The sequence below is a fragment of the Dietzia sp. CQ4 genome (genome assembly GCF_014145125.1).
Lineage (GTDB): Bacteria > Actinomycetota > Actinomycetes > Mycobacteriales > Mycobacteriaceae > Dietzia > Dietzia natronolimnaea.
In genome coordinates, this window is record NZ_JAALDZ010000421.1 from 1 (window position 1) to 12,835 (window position 12,835).

The window sequence follows — 12,835 nt, forward strand, 5'->3', positions numbered from 1 at the left end:
GGTATCGGCCTGACCATCACTCGCGCACTCGTCGAAGCCCACGGAGGGCACATTCGAGCGCACAGCGACGGGCCCGGCCAAGGTGCGAGCTTTACTGTCGAAATTCCAAAGCCGGACTAAAGACGACTCAGGTGGCCGCCGGGCCGAGGGGGTCAGGGGCGGTCATGCCAGTACGCCTGAGAATCCGTCGGTGGCGTCGAGGTAGCCGACATCGCGCAAGGCCGCCTCGAGAACCCGGACATACGGAAGATGCAGTTCGGTAGCCATGCCATCGAGAGTCGCTCGGGCCGGCAGGCCGCGCAGACCGCGGGTGCGCCACAAGTACAGATTCTGGCGGGTGATCCCGATTCGGCGGGCCAGCTCGGCCTCACTGACGCCGTAGGTGTGCTTGTGAGCATCAATGAGCTCGACCAGGCGAGAGGTCTCCATAGTCCCGAGTATTCGCCTGCGCTGAGTATGTCGTCAAGTACTAGTGGACGCTCTCGACAAGTATTACTTTACATAACGTCTGGTTACCGGTGTCGTCCCGCCGCCAGTCGGAGAGGGCGCCCGCTGGCTCGACCTCGTCAATGTGTCAGCGCGATTCTGTGGCTGGGACGAGCTGGACTGGAGCCTGCGAGTGGAAACAAAGGGTCCTGCCTCGACTTGAGGCAGGGCCCTTCCTTTTTCTTCGGCTAGTTCAGTGAGCGGCGTCGTACGCCTCGACGATGTCGGCGGGGATACGTCCACGGTCAGAGACCGTGTGCCCATTGGCGTTCGCCCACTCGCGGATCGCTTTGGTGTCGGTGCGCCCGCCCGAGGTGCGGGCGATCTGCTTCTTCTTGTCGCCCTTCACTCTGGTCGCCGCTGACCGGAACGGTTCGATCGCATCATCGAACAGAGCGGCGTTTTCGGCGCTCAGATCGATGCTGTAGTCCTTGCCGCGGTAGCTGAACTTAATCGACACGGCCTCGTCTCGGTCTAGTTCCTTACCGTCGAAGTCGTCGATGAAGACTGCGGAATATACGACTGCCATTGTTCTCCCAAAGATTGTCAAGGTGCGGGACTAAGTATCCACACTTGACGATCTTGGTCAATTTTTCAGCAAGCTAGGAGTGGCAATAAAAACAGCTTCCCCAGTATGGCCAGTGGGCTATCTCACAGCTTGGCGATATCTGGGGTTGTTCCGCACGTCCTCGGTCGGCTTAGTGCTGCTGAACGGTTTTTTGCGGACGGTCGGCAGCAGCGTTGTCATCAGACCACTTAGAGCGTGCCGGCAACCGGAAACTCACCACATGCCGGTTATGGTTCCCAGCATCTCTTCCCAATGCCGCAGCGGCAGCAAGTGGCCCTCGTCCCGGTAGAGTTATTTCGACAAGCGGGGTTCCGGCGTGTGTTTGTCGCTGGGTCATGATTCCTGCCGGGCTCGGTGCAGTGTCGCGTACATAGCCAGCACGTTATTGACGCGAGGCATCGTAGTCGAGATCCGACCACGCATACGGCAGGGGTGGAGGTCGTTTAGAGGGGATTGCAACCTCAGACACTGAGATGAGGTTCGGCGCCGCACCAGACGGCGTTCGTATCGTGTGGTGGCCGACTCCGATCAGTTCGGTGCGCCGTTGTGCGACTGCATGTCCCACCAAGGTGAGGCGATCTCCGAATGATGAGACCTCAGCGCGGACCACTGCCCCATGTCTGACGGTGGCCGGCGAGCAGTTTGTGCTCGCAACATCAATTAAGTCCGCCCGTTCAGCCCAGATATTTAGCACGCGGCTATTAGGGGACTTGCCCCCGGTCGTGATAAAAGCCAGTCCCACTCTCAGCTCATTTGTCACGGCAGAGCGGTGAATTGGGCCGAACACACTGTAAACACCAAATATCGGGCTACGGAATTGAACTGTCCATTGCTCGCCCTTCGAGTGCGCCTCGATCAAGCTCAACATCTGGTGGACCGGGCGCCGCTTCGGCGGCCGGAGCGCGGGTAGCGGGAGTGGCGAGTGCACCAAGGACCTCGAGACGATCGTAGCGAAACCGGACACTAGTGTCCTATAGTATCGCTGAGGGGCCCTCGGGTGCCAGAAAGGGTCGTGCCGGTCGCTCGACACGGTCGATCGACGGCGATAATGGGCCTGTGCCTATCTCGGATCACAAGTTTTCGCCCATGGAGCTGCGGGAGAGGGAAGTCGTGCGCCGAGCCATCGGAACGGTCGTAGCCCGGTTGCGGAAGGCGGCCGCGCTCTCTCAGGTCGAAGTTGCCGAACAGGCGAACATGAGCGAGAGAGAGCTTCGACGGATTGAAAAGGGAGTCGGCGGAACCCCGCTGGATCGTCTATGGCCTCTAGCCCGTGCGATAAATTCAACGCCAGAAGAAATCGTGCTTGAAGCGCAGAAGCTCATAAGCGCCGACCCAGAACTCGGCTGAGAAGACTAATGGGCCAGCCGCGACTCGTTTGATAGGCCGACCCAGTGGCGAGATTTGGCATGGCTGTAGAGATTGACGATCGTGGTCTGCACCCACCAACAACTTTCAGCTAGAACAGTCAGTACCACTGACGGCTAGGCTGTTCACTCCGTCGCGGCCTCCGGCAGGTTGCAGGGCGAAATCCTTGGGCTGATTGTTCGACACGCGCTGGTAAATAATTGGTTGACCAGCCTGCGTGGTGCTCAGGGCGGCGGCACCGATGTGAGACTTGGCGAGGAACGGTAGGTGAGGGCCGCGAGCGTCACTTGCGCGGCCAGCACCTCGTTGAGGGCTTTGAGTTCTTGCACTTCGGCCGTGAGAGACTCCACCTTTTCCGTATTGTCATTTCGGGTTCGGTCTCTATTTGCAGATTGATAAATTTCGATGAGTTCTTTTAGGTCGAGGTGTTTGTGGGTAAGCGCCGTTCGTGCGAGACCGGCTTCCTGGGCTATCGCTTTGACTGATAGTCGTCCCGAACTATTTTCGGATTCACCTTTCAGGGTCCGAATGAGCGCGGCAATGAGTTTGTCGCGTTCTTCTGCATCATCACCGCGTCGGGTCATGAATTGTTCTCTCCTTGTTTGTGTCGGGTGATTTCCTTGGTAAGTTCGTCCGCGATTTGCTGGTTGCGCGCTGCCAGCGGGGCGGGTAAGTAGTCGATTTCAGCGAGTAGTTGGTCGCGTTGCCGCGTCTTCTCTTGGAAGTGGCGGTCGAGCAGGGCGATGTTGGGGCAGCCGCGTTGGCAGTTGGCGAGGTCTGGTGTCCCCGAGTCGTGGTTGGTAGTTCGGGTGGGGTGGCAGAGGGCGGTGGCGGCAACGTACGAGCAGACGTTGTGGGCGCGCCCGTTGTCGTGAATGAGAGTGAGTCCGGATCGTTTGAAACGCTCGAGTGCTGCTTCGGTTTTGACCTCGCCGGCGAACTCGGCAGCAAAGGCGGTGACGCCGTCACGGACGCGATTCGCGGCCGGGCCGCTAATGGCAGATCCGCCTTCGAGTTCTTCGGCGAGCAGCGTGAGGTCGTCCCAGGAGCCGAGGAGGGCGTCTAACTCCACTACATCGGGGAAGCCGGACTCCCCGCGCCCCGCGTAGCCGAGGGAGACGACGCTTTTGACGTGCCCGTACTGGATGCCGAGCGCAATCTCACCGCCGGGCTGGTTGGCGATGTGGTAGGCGAGCGTGCGTCGGAAGCGGGTGGTTCCGATACGCAGGCGAGCGGCGTCACCGGATTGGTTCTCGGAGAGGATGCTGGTCGGCCCGGAGATTGGAACGACCGGGTCTCCGTTCTGGGTAGCGTGGGCGTTCCAGAGCGTGATGAAGCTGCCGAGACTAACACCTATGGAGGACGTGGTGGCTACTTCGCCTTGCCGCTGTTGGCCTTCTCGTGGGCGGCGGTTCCAGGCGAACAAATATGGGGTGTCTGGTCTCGCGAGCTGTTCGAGCGCCTCAATCGCGCGGGCGGCGGGCTCGATGGTCACCCACGGCTGGTCGCGTTGAGCACCTTGACTGAGTTGATCACCGTACTCGTCGCGGAGGCCCTTGAACTCGCGGCCGACGATTGTGTACTCAGCTGCGGCGCTGGCATTGCTGGTGACTGGGTTGTAGCGGAGGCAGCCGCGTTGAAGGTGCAGGACCTCTTGGGGGCGCATGCCGGTGAAGTAGGAGATGAGCACGAACGCTGCCGACCGCACGCTGCCTGCGTCGTAGGACTGGAGCCAGTTGGTGGCGTCCTTCCATTGTCGGGCGTTCTCGGCGGAGAGACGGCCCGGTGGGAGCGTGATCCCTTGCGCCGTGAACCATGTTTCAGCGGTCTTCTTAATGCCGCGACGCCCGACGGTGAGTGTGCCGTCGAGATAGCCGCTGATGACGGTGTGGGCGGCAACGATGAGCGCACTGATCGCCTCAGGGTGGAACGGTTCGGTTTTGTTCTCGTACTCGACTGGGGCAGGACCGAGCCACCGGCTATATTTCGCCGAGAACCATGAGGGTGCGGTGAACGCGTAAGGCGAGGGCAGGTCGACATTGTGGGCCCACAGTCGCCCTAGGTGGACTAGTTGCGAAACCCTGTATGAATAGGTGCAATCCTCGCGTGCACCCACGTGCTCGCCGTACTGGGTCCAGTCGTCGGTGGTGAGGTCTGCGATGCTACTGAGTCCGTGTGCGTCGATCCAGTCCAGCAAAAACTTCATGGCGTGGAACATATGGAGGGCGGTCTGGGCGGATGGGAACCGAGTCTTCATAGACGTGGTTCGACGCTGAGTTTCCGTATTGAGGACGTTATAGAGGTAAACCTTCGCCGCTTCGCGATGACGGGGCCGAATGGCAGCGAAGTTGATGTTCAATGTGATCCGGTTCTCGGAAAACGAGAGGTAGTGGAGCGGCCACACGTCGTCGCCGAAGACTGGCTCCGGTGCTGCTTCGGGAGTCCGGTGGTGACGGTTGGCGAAGAGTGGACTGGTCAGCAGCGGGACGACCGGCGTGAGCCCGACCGTCCGAGTCGCAGCAGTGTTGACGGCGGGGTTGGTCATGTGTCCCAAGTCCTATTCATCAGTCGATTGACCTGGTCCCGGTCAGTATCGGTGACATCAGCGCGGGCAGCGAGGAGGTCGCTGTTCGAGAAGTGTCGATTGGGGACTAGCAGCGAGGCGATGCGGGCATGGTGAGCCGCGAATCGCGAGTCCCAGAGGTGTGCTGGCGTGACAGCGCGCAATCCCTCCAGGTGGTCGTGGAGGGCGACGACTCGAGGGAGGTGTCGCTTAAGGACCACCGCGTTCGTACACGAGAAACAAGTCAGGAAGGACGCGCGGCACGGCTCATGAGTGTCGGGAGCATGCTCGTGGTCAACGCAGGCCGAGGCCACTGTGTCGCGCGCACCTGAGTTCACGTCCTCAAGCACGCCGCGGAAATCCGTAGGGAGGTCGTCGATCGTCGCCGCACCGTTCACGACTCGCGCCTGCACGGCGTGGAAATGGTCTTGAAGAACAGTGGCGATGACTGGCTGCACGGCCTTCTTCACCGTCGGATCGTTCAGGTTGTAGTCGATGTTGGTGTTGAGACTATGACCTTGCGGATGAACTTGTGTGGCGAAGTAGGATCGCAACCTGATAGGAGTTGCAAAGTCCAGTTCGGGGTGTTCACCGCGCCAGGCCCTGAGGTATCTCGCTATCGTGTGGGTATTCGCGTCTACCAGCACGGTGAGCGGGACTGGTCGCGCGTTGCTACCGATCGCATTTACTTGGCCCGAGAGGGACACGAGCACCGCGTCAGTGGGGTAGCCCACCTCTTGTAGCGTGCGCCGCGCCCCGTCGGTGAGTTCGAGAATCATCTGAATCAGGCGGGCTTTGGATCGAGGGCCGTTGTCGGTGTAGGTCTCAGTCCACTCGCTGACGACGCCCCGTCGCGGTTTGGTGAGCCTGACGCGAAGATGGAGCGGTTCACTGCCGTCACGGGCGTCCACTCGGTTGACGTCGCTCACGCCGAGAGTGAGGGCGGTGCCGAGGTTCCAGCCGCAGGTGATGATCAATGCGAGGAGCGCGGCAGCGACTTCGGCGGGAGTCGGGTAGAGGTTCTCCCACAGCGGAAAGAGCGTTCGGTTATTGGTCTTCGAGTTCGGGTAAAGCCTGCGGTACACGCTCGGTGGCACGCGCCGCGTACTCGGTCTCCCGGGGATGCGGTCTGCTACATCGCCGGTGCGGGCCACCTCGTCTAGGAACTGGGCGTACTCGTAGTCGGGATGGCGGTCGTCATACTCGCCACGCTGATAGGCGTCGACGACGTCCCAGCCATGCTTCACACGGGTGAGGGCATCACGCACGTTGTTGACACAGGTGAGTCGTAGCAACTCGATTTCCTCATCGGTCAACGCGTCGTCAGAGGCCTGCGGTTCCGGTCGCGGCGCAGTCGTCGATTCAATGACGTGTGCGCACTCCGCGCTGATGCCGGGAAGTGTGGGCAGGATGACTCGAAGAATGCGGTGCCGTCTGTAGCGAGTGTAATTGGTCCACAACATCAACCGTTCGCGGTACATCACCCCAGTCAGGTCACTGGCATTGACGACGCCGAGGTCGGAGAAGAACGCCCGGACTGCCGTCAGAGCTCTACCCGTCGTCGCTTTCGTGCCCCATGACCCCGAAGGCCCAGCCATGTCGATGAATCGTTCCATGAGTGCTTTTCGCAGGTTTGGTCCGACGTCAACAGATGTGAAATCGAGCTCGTAGGGCCGTCCGCGTGACGGGGTCACCCGGAGGCAGTCATTGACTGCTTCGCATCTCATGCGTCTGCCACCCGGTCGTCTAGGGCAGCGACCTGCGAGAGCGTGTGGTCGAGGGACAGCGGAGCACCCTCAGCGGCCCGCATGAACCACTCCCACTCCAGGGCCAGAACGGGTGCCAAATAGTAATTCCGAGTGGTCTCGACACTCCGGTGCCCCAGCAGTGTCTGGACTCGCAGCCAGATGTTTTGGCTGCGCACCATCGAGTCGAACGCGCCGGGCGTTAGTGCACCACGCTGGCACATTTCCATGTGTGCGGCGAGCGCAAACACATACAGCGCGAACGAGTGGCGAAGCATATGTGGATGGACCCGAATCGTTGTGTCATCGAGGACCGCGAGACCGGCCCCCCACGCACCGCGAGAACCCGCCGTTCGGGCGGAAGCAGACTTGAAGACGGTGTTCCAGTTGGAGACGCCGACAGGCTTCCCGCCCGTCCCGAGCCACACCATGAGAGGACGCCGACGCCCCTCCTCATCCAGTGCGTACATGCGTGTGCGCTGGGCGAGCGTGAGGTCGTCCAGCCGCCACCAACGCTCTTCACCAGCCCTTGCGGGTCGGCTCACCAGGACCTTGGTCGGAATCCCTCCGCGGCGGGAAATCTCTTTCAGGATCATCGGGTCCGCGTCCTGCTCGTAGATGCCAGACCGAAGGCCGAACGCCACCTCGACCTCACGCGCCCCGGTGACATATGACGTGATCGACTGGTGCGTCGCGCGGTCCAAGTACATCATCCGGCCCCGCGACGGGCTCCCTTTCGACAGCGAAGCTGGCACCCGCCCAGAGACCAGTCGCGTGCTGAAATCAGCGCTGGGAATCTCAAACGTCAGCAGCCCAGCACCTTCAGTTCGTCGCAGGCCAGTGTGGTAAAGCAAGTCCGCGTACGCGGTGTTCCTCTCACGCATCATCAACGATTCGCCGCGAGCTGATCCAATCCCCAGCAGGCCCTCGGACCGCCAGCGGTCGTACGCCCGGCGGGTCAGCCAGTTGACGTCCGCTGACAACTGTCCTTTGGTGGCATTGATCCGTCCCGACGGCACTGGATTGCCGGTGATAATTCCCAGACCCACAGCCACGTCGTAAAGCGAGCGAATGGCGACCAGGTTGCGAGCTAGCGTTGATGCAGATACCGGCTCCGCCGGAATATCTCGCAGATCATCATCGCCCGAGGCACCAAAGCGACGCCGGTCCATGAAATCGTTAATCTCAGCGCGGCGCACCGCAAGCCAGTCATTCCCCGGACCAAGCCATCTGAAAAAGAGCGCCACATCTGACGCATAAGCGGAAGCTGTATTGACGGAGTGATACCTCCGCGCCCACTCGGCAACCGCAGGATGAATATTCCCGTTGGCAGTCACCGGAATATAGAGGGGAGCCTTCCGGCGAAGAATCCCAGCCGCCTGGCTCATTGAGGATTCCAGCCACGCAGGCCGGTCAACCATGTCCGACAGCACGCTCAGACGAACGGTCTTCACCTGCGCGAGGTTCATGGGTTGCGAGACGGTCATGTCAGCCAGCGTAGAGCGCACCCAACAGTCGCCGGTTACTACATAAGTAGTGACCAGGCGCACACCTGATGATTCCGGTGCGCGCGGCCCATCGTCTGTTCGGCCAGGAGCCCCGAGTAGCGGGCCTGGTGGAAGAAGCCTCTCCGCGGGGTGTCGGTCGCGAACGTGCCGTTTGCGAACTGCTCGCGCGCCTGCAGGTTGATCGCGGTGGGCGTGTTGAACACCACCACCGGCGCCTCGCCTCGCTGGAACCGCATCCGCTCGGACTCGGCCTGCGGGTTCGAGCCGTAGATCCGTGCGACCGGGATCCCGTCGGCCTCGAGCAGCTCGGCCACCGGGTGCGCGGCCGTGGACACCATCTCGGTGGCGATCAACACCTGGAAGCCGCGCTCGAGCTCGGCCTTCGCCGCCGCGACCGTGTGCTCGACCCGGATCATCGACGCCTTCTGGCGCAGCCGCACCAGCGCAGCCAGCCCGCGAGCGACGTTGTTGCCCGTCCTCGCCAGCTGCATCTCCCGCTGGAAGTCGCCCCACTCCAGCTCGTAGGCCCGCCACTGGTCCGGGGTCAGCTCCACCAGGTCCACGTCAAACGGAGGCGGCCCCCACGGCGCCGACCGGGTGAGCATCAGCGGCGGATCGTGCCGCAGCAGGGTGTCGCGCACGTCGCTGATGGCGGCCTGCTGCATGGGCAACGACTCCTTGGCCTCCGCGGTCCACGTCCACTTGCCGTAGGAGGTCTCCAGGGGCACGCCCCGCTCGGCCAGAGTCCGCCCGAAGTCCGCCCACCGCGTAGGCGGGTCGCCGTGAACCTGTGCGAACAGCGACGACAGGTAGCCCCATTCGCCCGGGTGGTGGCCCGGGGTGGCGGTGATCGTCAGCACGAACGGGGCTTTCTCGTGCGGGCCGTCCATGCGGGTCAGACGACGCAGGTAGCTGGTGCGCTTGCTGGCGTGCCGGAATTGGTGGGCCTCGTCGATCACCGCCACGTCGACCTTGAGGCGAGGGCGCCCGTTTCGCGCCATGAGTTTGCCCAGGCTGTCCGAGGACATGATGATCCAGCGCAAGTCGTCGTCACCCAGTGCTGCGATGGTGCGCCGCCACGACGGAATGGTGATGCGCGCCGGCCGGTCCACGGTCACCAGGATCGTGCGCGCGCCGCGCAACTTCGCGATGGCCTTCGCCGCGGCCACTGCCACCAGGGTCTTGCCGGTGCCCACATCGTTGGTCAGGTGAACTTGTCGGAACTGGCGCTGGGCGGCAGCCATGATCGCGTCCACGTCCGCGCGTTGCTCCGGTCGGAGTGTCATCGGCGCAGCGGTCGCGCCCGGGCCCTCGCTGCCGTTGAGCTCGTCCTCCAGCCACCGCAGGTAGGAATAGGGCTTGCTGGCGTAGGGCTCCAGTGCGCTCGGCAGGGCGGTACCGACGTAGGCGTGCGCGGTGAGTGCCTTGTAGTAGGTCACCCCGGCCGGTGTCCCGCCGCCCAGTCCTCCCCACGGGAGCTCCAACAGCCACACCCGCTGGCCGGGAGGGATCGTCGGAACCGTCGGCGCCGCGGCGGGTCGCTTCTTGGCCGACGTCGCCCGCCTGGAGCTCGTCTTGCGCTTGCTTGTGGACGTGCGTGAGGGCCGAGCCACCATCAATGGCCGGCCCCGGCGCGGGCGGTGACGAGGGCGGGTGAGTCCACAGCGTTCTCCTGGGTGGTCCTGGCGGGGTCGGGCTCACTGTATGGGGCGGGTACGTCACCGCCGGCGTCCGCGGTTCCGGGCTGCCGGGCCGCCGGGGCGGCGGGGTGAGCGCCCGGTGCCGACGTGACCACGAGGAGGGCGGGGCACGGGTTCGACGACGACAACGGCCCGCTCCGGCCGGAATCCTGCTCGCGGGTCGCTAGGTGGTCGTCGGCGACTCGGACCTTGACGGAGCCATCGCGGACATCGGCGCACGAGCGTCACGACCCACGCTCGGTGAATGAGATGTCGTGCTGCCGGACGCACCCTCTGAGTGTGCGTCGAGGATGCTTGTCCACTTCTGACTGTAGATCCCCGTGCCGGTTGTATCGGTGCTCAACGGTGCTAGGGCTCTGACGATCGCTTCGACATCGACGCGGGCGGTTTCTGCGGTCTGCGTGGCCATGATCGTGCGGCCCAGGGCGGGGTAGGAGCTGACGACGGCCGTCCGGTTGTTGAATTCGGCATGGTGCACCCTGCTCTCGGGGTGGCAGTAGTACACGCAGGTGTTGATCCACGGGGGTGTGATCCCTCGCGTCATGAGGAACGCACTGAGGCGTTGCGCCTGAAGACGCACTTGACCCGCCGGGCTCGAGATTCTGAGCCTGACTTGGCCATCCTCGCGGTACAGATGCACTGCTTGCTGTCGGGTCAGGTCTCCGACGAGGTCGCCGAACAGGATGTGCAGCGCATCAGAATGCGCGCGGAAGTCGACCCCATCGAAGACGGCGTACTTCCAGTACTTGCTCTCCACAATCAGCAAGCCCCGTTCGGTCACCACGAGATGGTCGACTTGAGCGTGGAATACCTTGCCATCGTCAGCCTCCGGCGGTCTGAACAACACGTTGGACATCACTACCGCGTTAATCCTGGCTTCACGGCACGCTGACAAGACATGCGCGCGAGATGTGCTCTCCCCGGCTGAGAGCTGAAGACGTGCACGGATCTGGCGGTAGTAGTCATGCTCGCTCGCGATAGCGCGACTATGGGCTGCCCGTGCATCAGAGAGCGTGGCTGAATGCCGCTGTTCTGCTTGGGTCATCTCTGCGGACATAGCCGTCAGTTGTTTCTGCCATCTCGTCCTGGATCTCGAATGCCACACCGCCCCCACAGCGAGGACCCCAATAAGCAGTGCTGTGAGAAGCGGGAGAATTTCTGTCACCGGACTTTCCTCTCATCGAGTTGATGCCCGGAACATAGTCCACGCGCGCAGTGGCTACTCGCGGATATGCAACTTCGGACGCTGGGTGTTGGTGTCCCCGGACAGGCTCGCCACCCCGCCCCCGGCGCAGCCTCGGCCCGCCCTGTAGACCGACGTGGAACAATGGCCCCCGGTACTGCAACCACCCAGCGCGGTGCCGACCCAGACACGATCCACGAACTTCCCCAAGGAGTACAGATGGCGCTTATCGAGCAGGTCGGAGCCCGGGAGATCCTCGATTCGCGAGGCAACCCCACCGTCGAGGTGGAGGTGCTTCTGGACGACGGCTCGTTCGCGCGGGCGGCCGTCCCCTCGGGCGCCTCGACCGGTGCGCACGAGGCCGTGGAGCTGCGTGACTCCGACGAGCGCTACCTGGGCAAGGGCGTGACCAAGGCGGTCGACGCCGTGCTGGACGTGCTGGCCCCCGCCGTGATCGGCATCCCCGCCGAGGAGCAGCGTCTGGTGGACGAGGCCCTGCTCGACGCCGACGGCACCCCCAACAAGTCCACCGTGGGCGCCAACGCCATCCTGGGCGTCTCGCTCGCCGTGGCCCGTGCCGCGGCCGATTCGGCGAACCTCGAGCTGTACCGCTTCGTCGGCGGCGCCAACGCGCACGTCCTGCCGGTGCCCATGATGAACATCCTCAACGGCGGCGCCCACGCCGACTCGGGCGTGGACGTCCAGGAGTTCATGATCGCCCCCATCGGCGCGCCCACCTTCCGCGAGGCCCTGCGCATGGGCACCGAGGTCTACCACCACCTCAAGGCCGTGCTCAAGGAGAAGGGCCTGTCGACGGGACTGGGCGACGAGGGCGGCTTCGCCCCGTCGGTGGACTCCACCAAGGCCGCGCTCGACGTGATCGCGGAGGCCATCGAGAAGGCCGGCTACACCCTCGGCACCGACGTCGCGCTCGCGCTGGACGTCGCGGCCACCGAGTTCTACAAGGACGGCAAGTACCACTTCGAGGGCAAGCAGCTCTCCGCCGCCGAGATGGCCGACGTCTACGCCGACCTGGTGGCCAACTACTCCCTGGTCTCCATCGAGGACCCGCTCGACGAGGACGACTGGGAGGGCTGGAAGACCCTGACCGACATGATCGGCAGCAAGGTCCAGCTGGTGGGCGACGACCTCTTTGTCACCAATCCCGAGCGACTTGCCGACGGGATCGCCCAGGGCGCGGCCAACGCGCTGCTGGTCAAGGTCAACCAGATCGGCACGCTCACCGAGACGCTGGACGCCGTGGAGCTGGCGCACCGCAACCGCTACGCCACCATGATGTCGCACCGCTCGGGAGAGACCGAGGACACGACCATCGCCGACCTCGCTGTGGCCTGCAACTGTGGCCAGATCAAGACCGGCGCCCCGGCCCGCTCGGAGCGCGTGGCCAAGTACAACCAGCTGCTGCGCATCGAGGAGATGCTCGGGGACGCCGCCCGGTACGCCGGCGCCGGTGCCTTCCCGCGCTTCAACGCCTGAGCCAGGCCATCGGGTCGCACGGTCGGAATAGGCACAGTCCGAGCAAGCCCAAACCGAGCAGGTAGGTAGTCGAGAGGAGGGCTCATGGCTCGACCACCGCGCCCTTCTGATCGCCGGGGCGACGGCCGCGATCGGTCGTCGTCCCGGCGCCCCGGCGAGGCGTCGGGGCCCATCCGCCGGGCCCCGCAGCGGGGTCGCATCCGCGGTGAGTCTCCTGCCG

The 12,835-nt window shown here is 63.5% G+C and carries 11 protein-coding genes; 3 read left to right on the plus strand and 8 right to left on the minus strand.

The window, feature by feature from the left end; translation table 11 throughout:
• On the plus strand, positions 1–120 hold a 120-nt coding region (locus G6031_RS18145; RefSeq protein WP_182654033.1), incomplete at its 5' end, for an ATP-binding protein.
• 42 nt (positions 121–162) lie between these two features.
• Here G6031_RS18145 and G6031_RS18150 read toward each other — a convergent pair.
• Both G6031_RS18150 and G6031_RS18155 read right to left on the minus strand, forming a co-directional pair.
• A complete protein-coding gene (locus G6031_RS18150; protein WP_067715495.1) occupies positions 163–429 on the minus strand; it encodes a hypothetical protein in 267 nt (88 codons plus the stop codon).
• 250 nt (positions 430–679) lie between these two features.
• The gene (locus G6031_RS18155) at positions 680–1,015 is read right to left on the minus strand and encodes an Lsr2 family protein (protein WP_182642448.1); all 336 of its coding nucleotides are present in this window, start codon (positions 1,013–1,015) and stop codon (positions 680–682) included.
• Positions 1,016–2,140: 1,125 nt separating this feature from the next.
• Here G6031_RS18155 and G6031_RS18160 point away from each other — a divergent pair.
• A complete protein-coding gene (locus G6031_RS18160) occupies positions 2,141–2,401 on the plus strand; it encodes a helix-turn-helix transcriptional regulator (RefSeq protein WP_182654034.1) in 261 nt (86 codons plus the stop codon).
• 242 nt (positions 2,402–2,643) lie between these two features.
• Here G6031_RS18160 and G6031_RS18165 read toward each other — a convergent pair whose 3' ends face one another.
• The 6 genes from G6031_RS18165 to G6031_RS18190 form a co-directional block, all read right to left on the minus strand.
• Entirely contained in the window at positions 2,644–3,003 is a 360-nt protein-coding gene (locus G6031_RS18165; RefSeq protein WP_182654035.1) for a hypothetical protein, read from the minus strand.
• Positions 3,000–4,964, minus strand: a complete 1,965-nt coding sequence (locus G6031_RS18170) for a hypothetical protein (protein WP_182654036.1) — start codon at positions 4,962–4,964, stop codon at positions 3,000–3,002. The genes G6031_RS18165 and G6031_RS18170 overlap by 4 nt, the downstream gene beginning before the upstream one ends.
• Positions 4,961–6,598, minus strand: a complete 1,638-nt coding sequence (locus G6031_RS18175) for a hypothetical protein (RefSeq protein WP_182654037.1) — start codon at positions 6,596–6,598, stop codon at positions 4,961–4,963. The genes G6031_RS18170 and G6031_RS18175 overlap by 4 nt, the downstream gene beginning before the upstream one ends.
• 107 nt (positions 6,599–6,705) lie before the next feature.
• Positions 6,706–8,214: a site-specific integrase gene (locus tag G6031_RS18180; RefSeq protein WP_182654038.1), complete on the minus strand. Its 1,509-nt coding sequence runs from the start codon at positions 8,212–8,214 to the stop codon at positions 6,706–6,708.
• A gap of 38 nt (positions 8,215–8,252) precedes the next feature.
• On the minus strand, positions 8,253–9,851 hold the full coding sequence (locus tag G6031_RS18185; protein WP_182654039.1) for a DEAD/DEAH box helicase family protein: 1,599 nt from the start codon (positions 9,849–9,851) through the stop codon (positions 8,253–8,255).
• A 247-nt stretch (positions 9,852–10,098) separates the two neighbouring features.
• The gene (locus G6031_RS18190) at positions 10,099–10,992 is read right to left on the minus strand and encodes a nuclease-related domain-containing protein (RefSeq protein ID WP_182654040.1); all 894 of its coding nucleotides are present in this window, start codon (positions 10,990–10,992) and stop codon (positions 10,099–10,101) included.
• 345 nt (positions 10,993–11,337) lie between these two features.
• Between G6031_RS18190 and eno the strand changes: the two genes are divergently transcribed.
• Positions 11,338–12,615 (plus strand): phosphopyruvate hydratase, encoded by a 1,278-nt coding sequence (gene eno / locus G6031_RS18195; RefSeq protein WP_182654041.1) that lies wholly within the window; start codon positions 11,338–11,340, stop codon positions 12,613–12,615.
• Positions 12,616–12,835 lie beyond the last annotated feature (220 nt).

Coding starts and splice junctions, on each gene's coding strand:
- G6031_RS18150 (WP_067715495.1), bottom strand. CDS start 429: ATGGAGACCTCTCGCCTGGTCGAGCTCATTGATGCTCACAAGCACACC.
- G6031_RS18155 (WP_182642448.1), bottom strand. CDS start 1,015: ATGGCAGTCGTATATTCCGCAGTCTTCATCGACGACTTCGACGGTAAG.
- G6031_RS18160 (WP_182654034.1), top strand. CDS start 2,141: ATGGAGCTGCGGGAGAGGGAAGTCGTGCGCCGAGCCATCGGAACGGTC.
- G6031_RS18165 (WP_182654035.1), bottom strand. CDS start 3,003: ATGACCCGACGCGGTGATGATGCAGAAGAACGCGACAAACTCATTGCC.
- G6031_RS18170 (WP_182654036.1), bottom strand. CDS start 4,964: ATGACCAACCCCGCCGTCAACACTGCTGCGACTCGGACGGTCGGGCTC.
- G6031_RS18175 (WP_182654037.1), bottom strand. CDS start 6,598: ATGGAACGATTCATCGACATGGCTGGGCCTTCGGGGTCATGGGGCACG.
- G6031_RS18180 (WP_182654038.1), bottom strand. CDS start 8,214: ATGACCGTCTCGCAACCCATGAACCTCGCGCAGGTGAAGACCGTTCGT.
- G6031_RS18185 (WP_182654039.1), bottom strand. CDS start 9,851: ATGGTGGCTCGGCCCTCACGCACGTCCACAAGCAAGCGCAAGACGAGC.
- G6031_RS18190 (WP_182654040.1), bottom strand. CDS start 10,992: ATGTCCGCAGAGATGACCCAAGCAGAACAGCGGCATTCAGCCACGCTC.
- eno (WP_182654041.1), top strand. CDS start 11,338: ATGGCGCTTATCGAGCAGGTCGGAGCCCGGGAGATCCTCGATTCGCGA.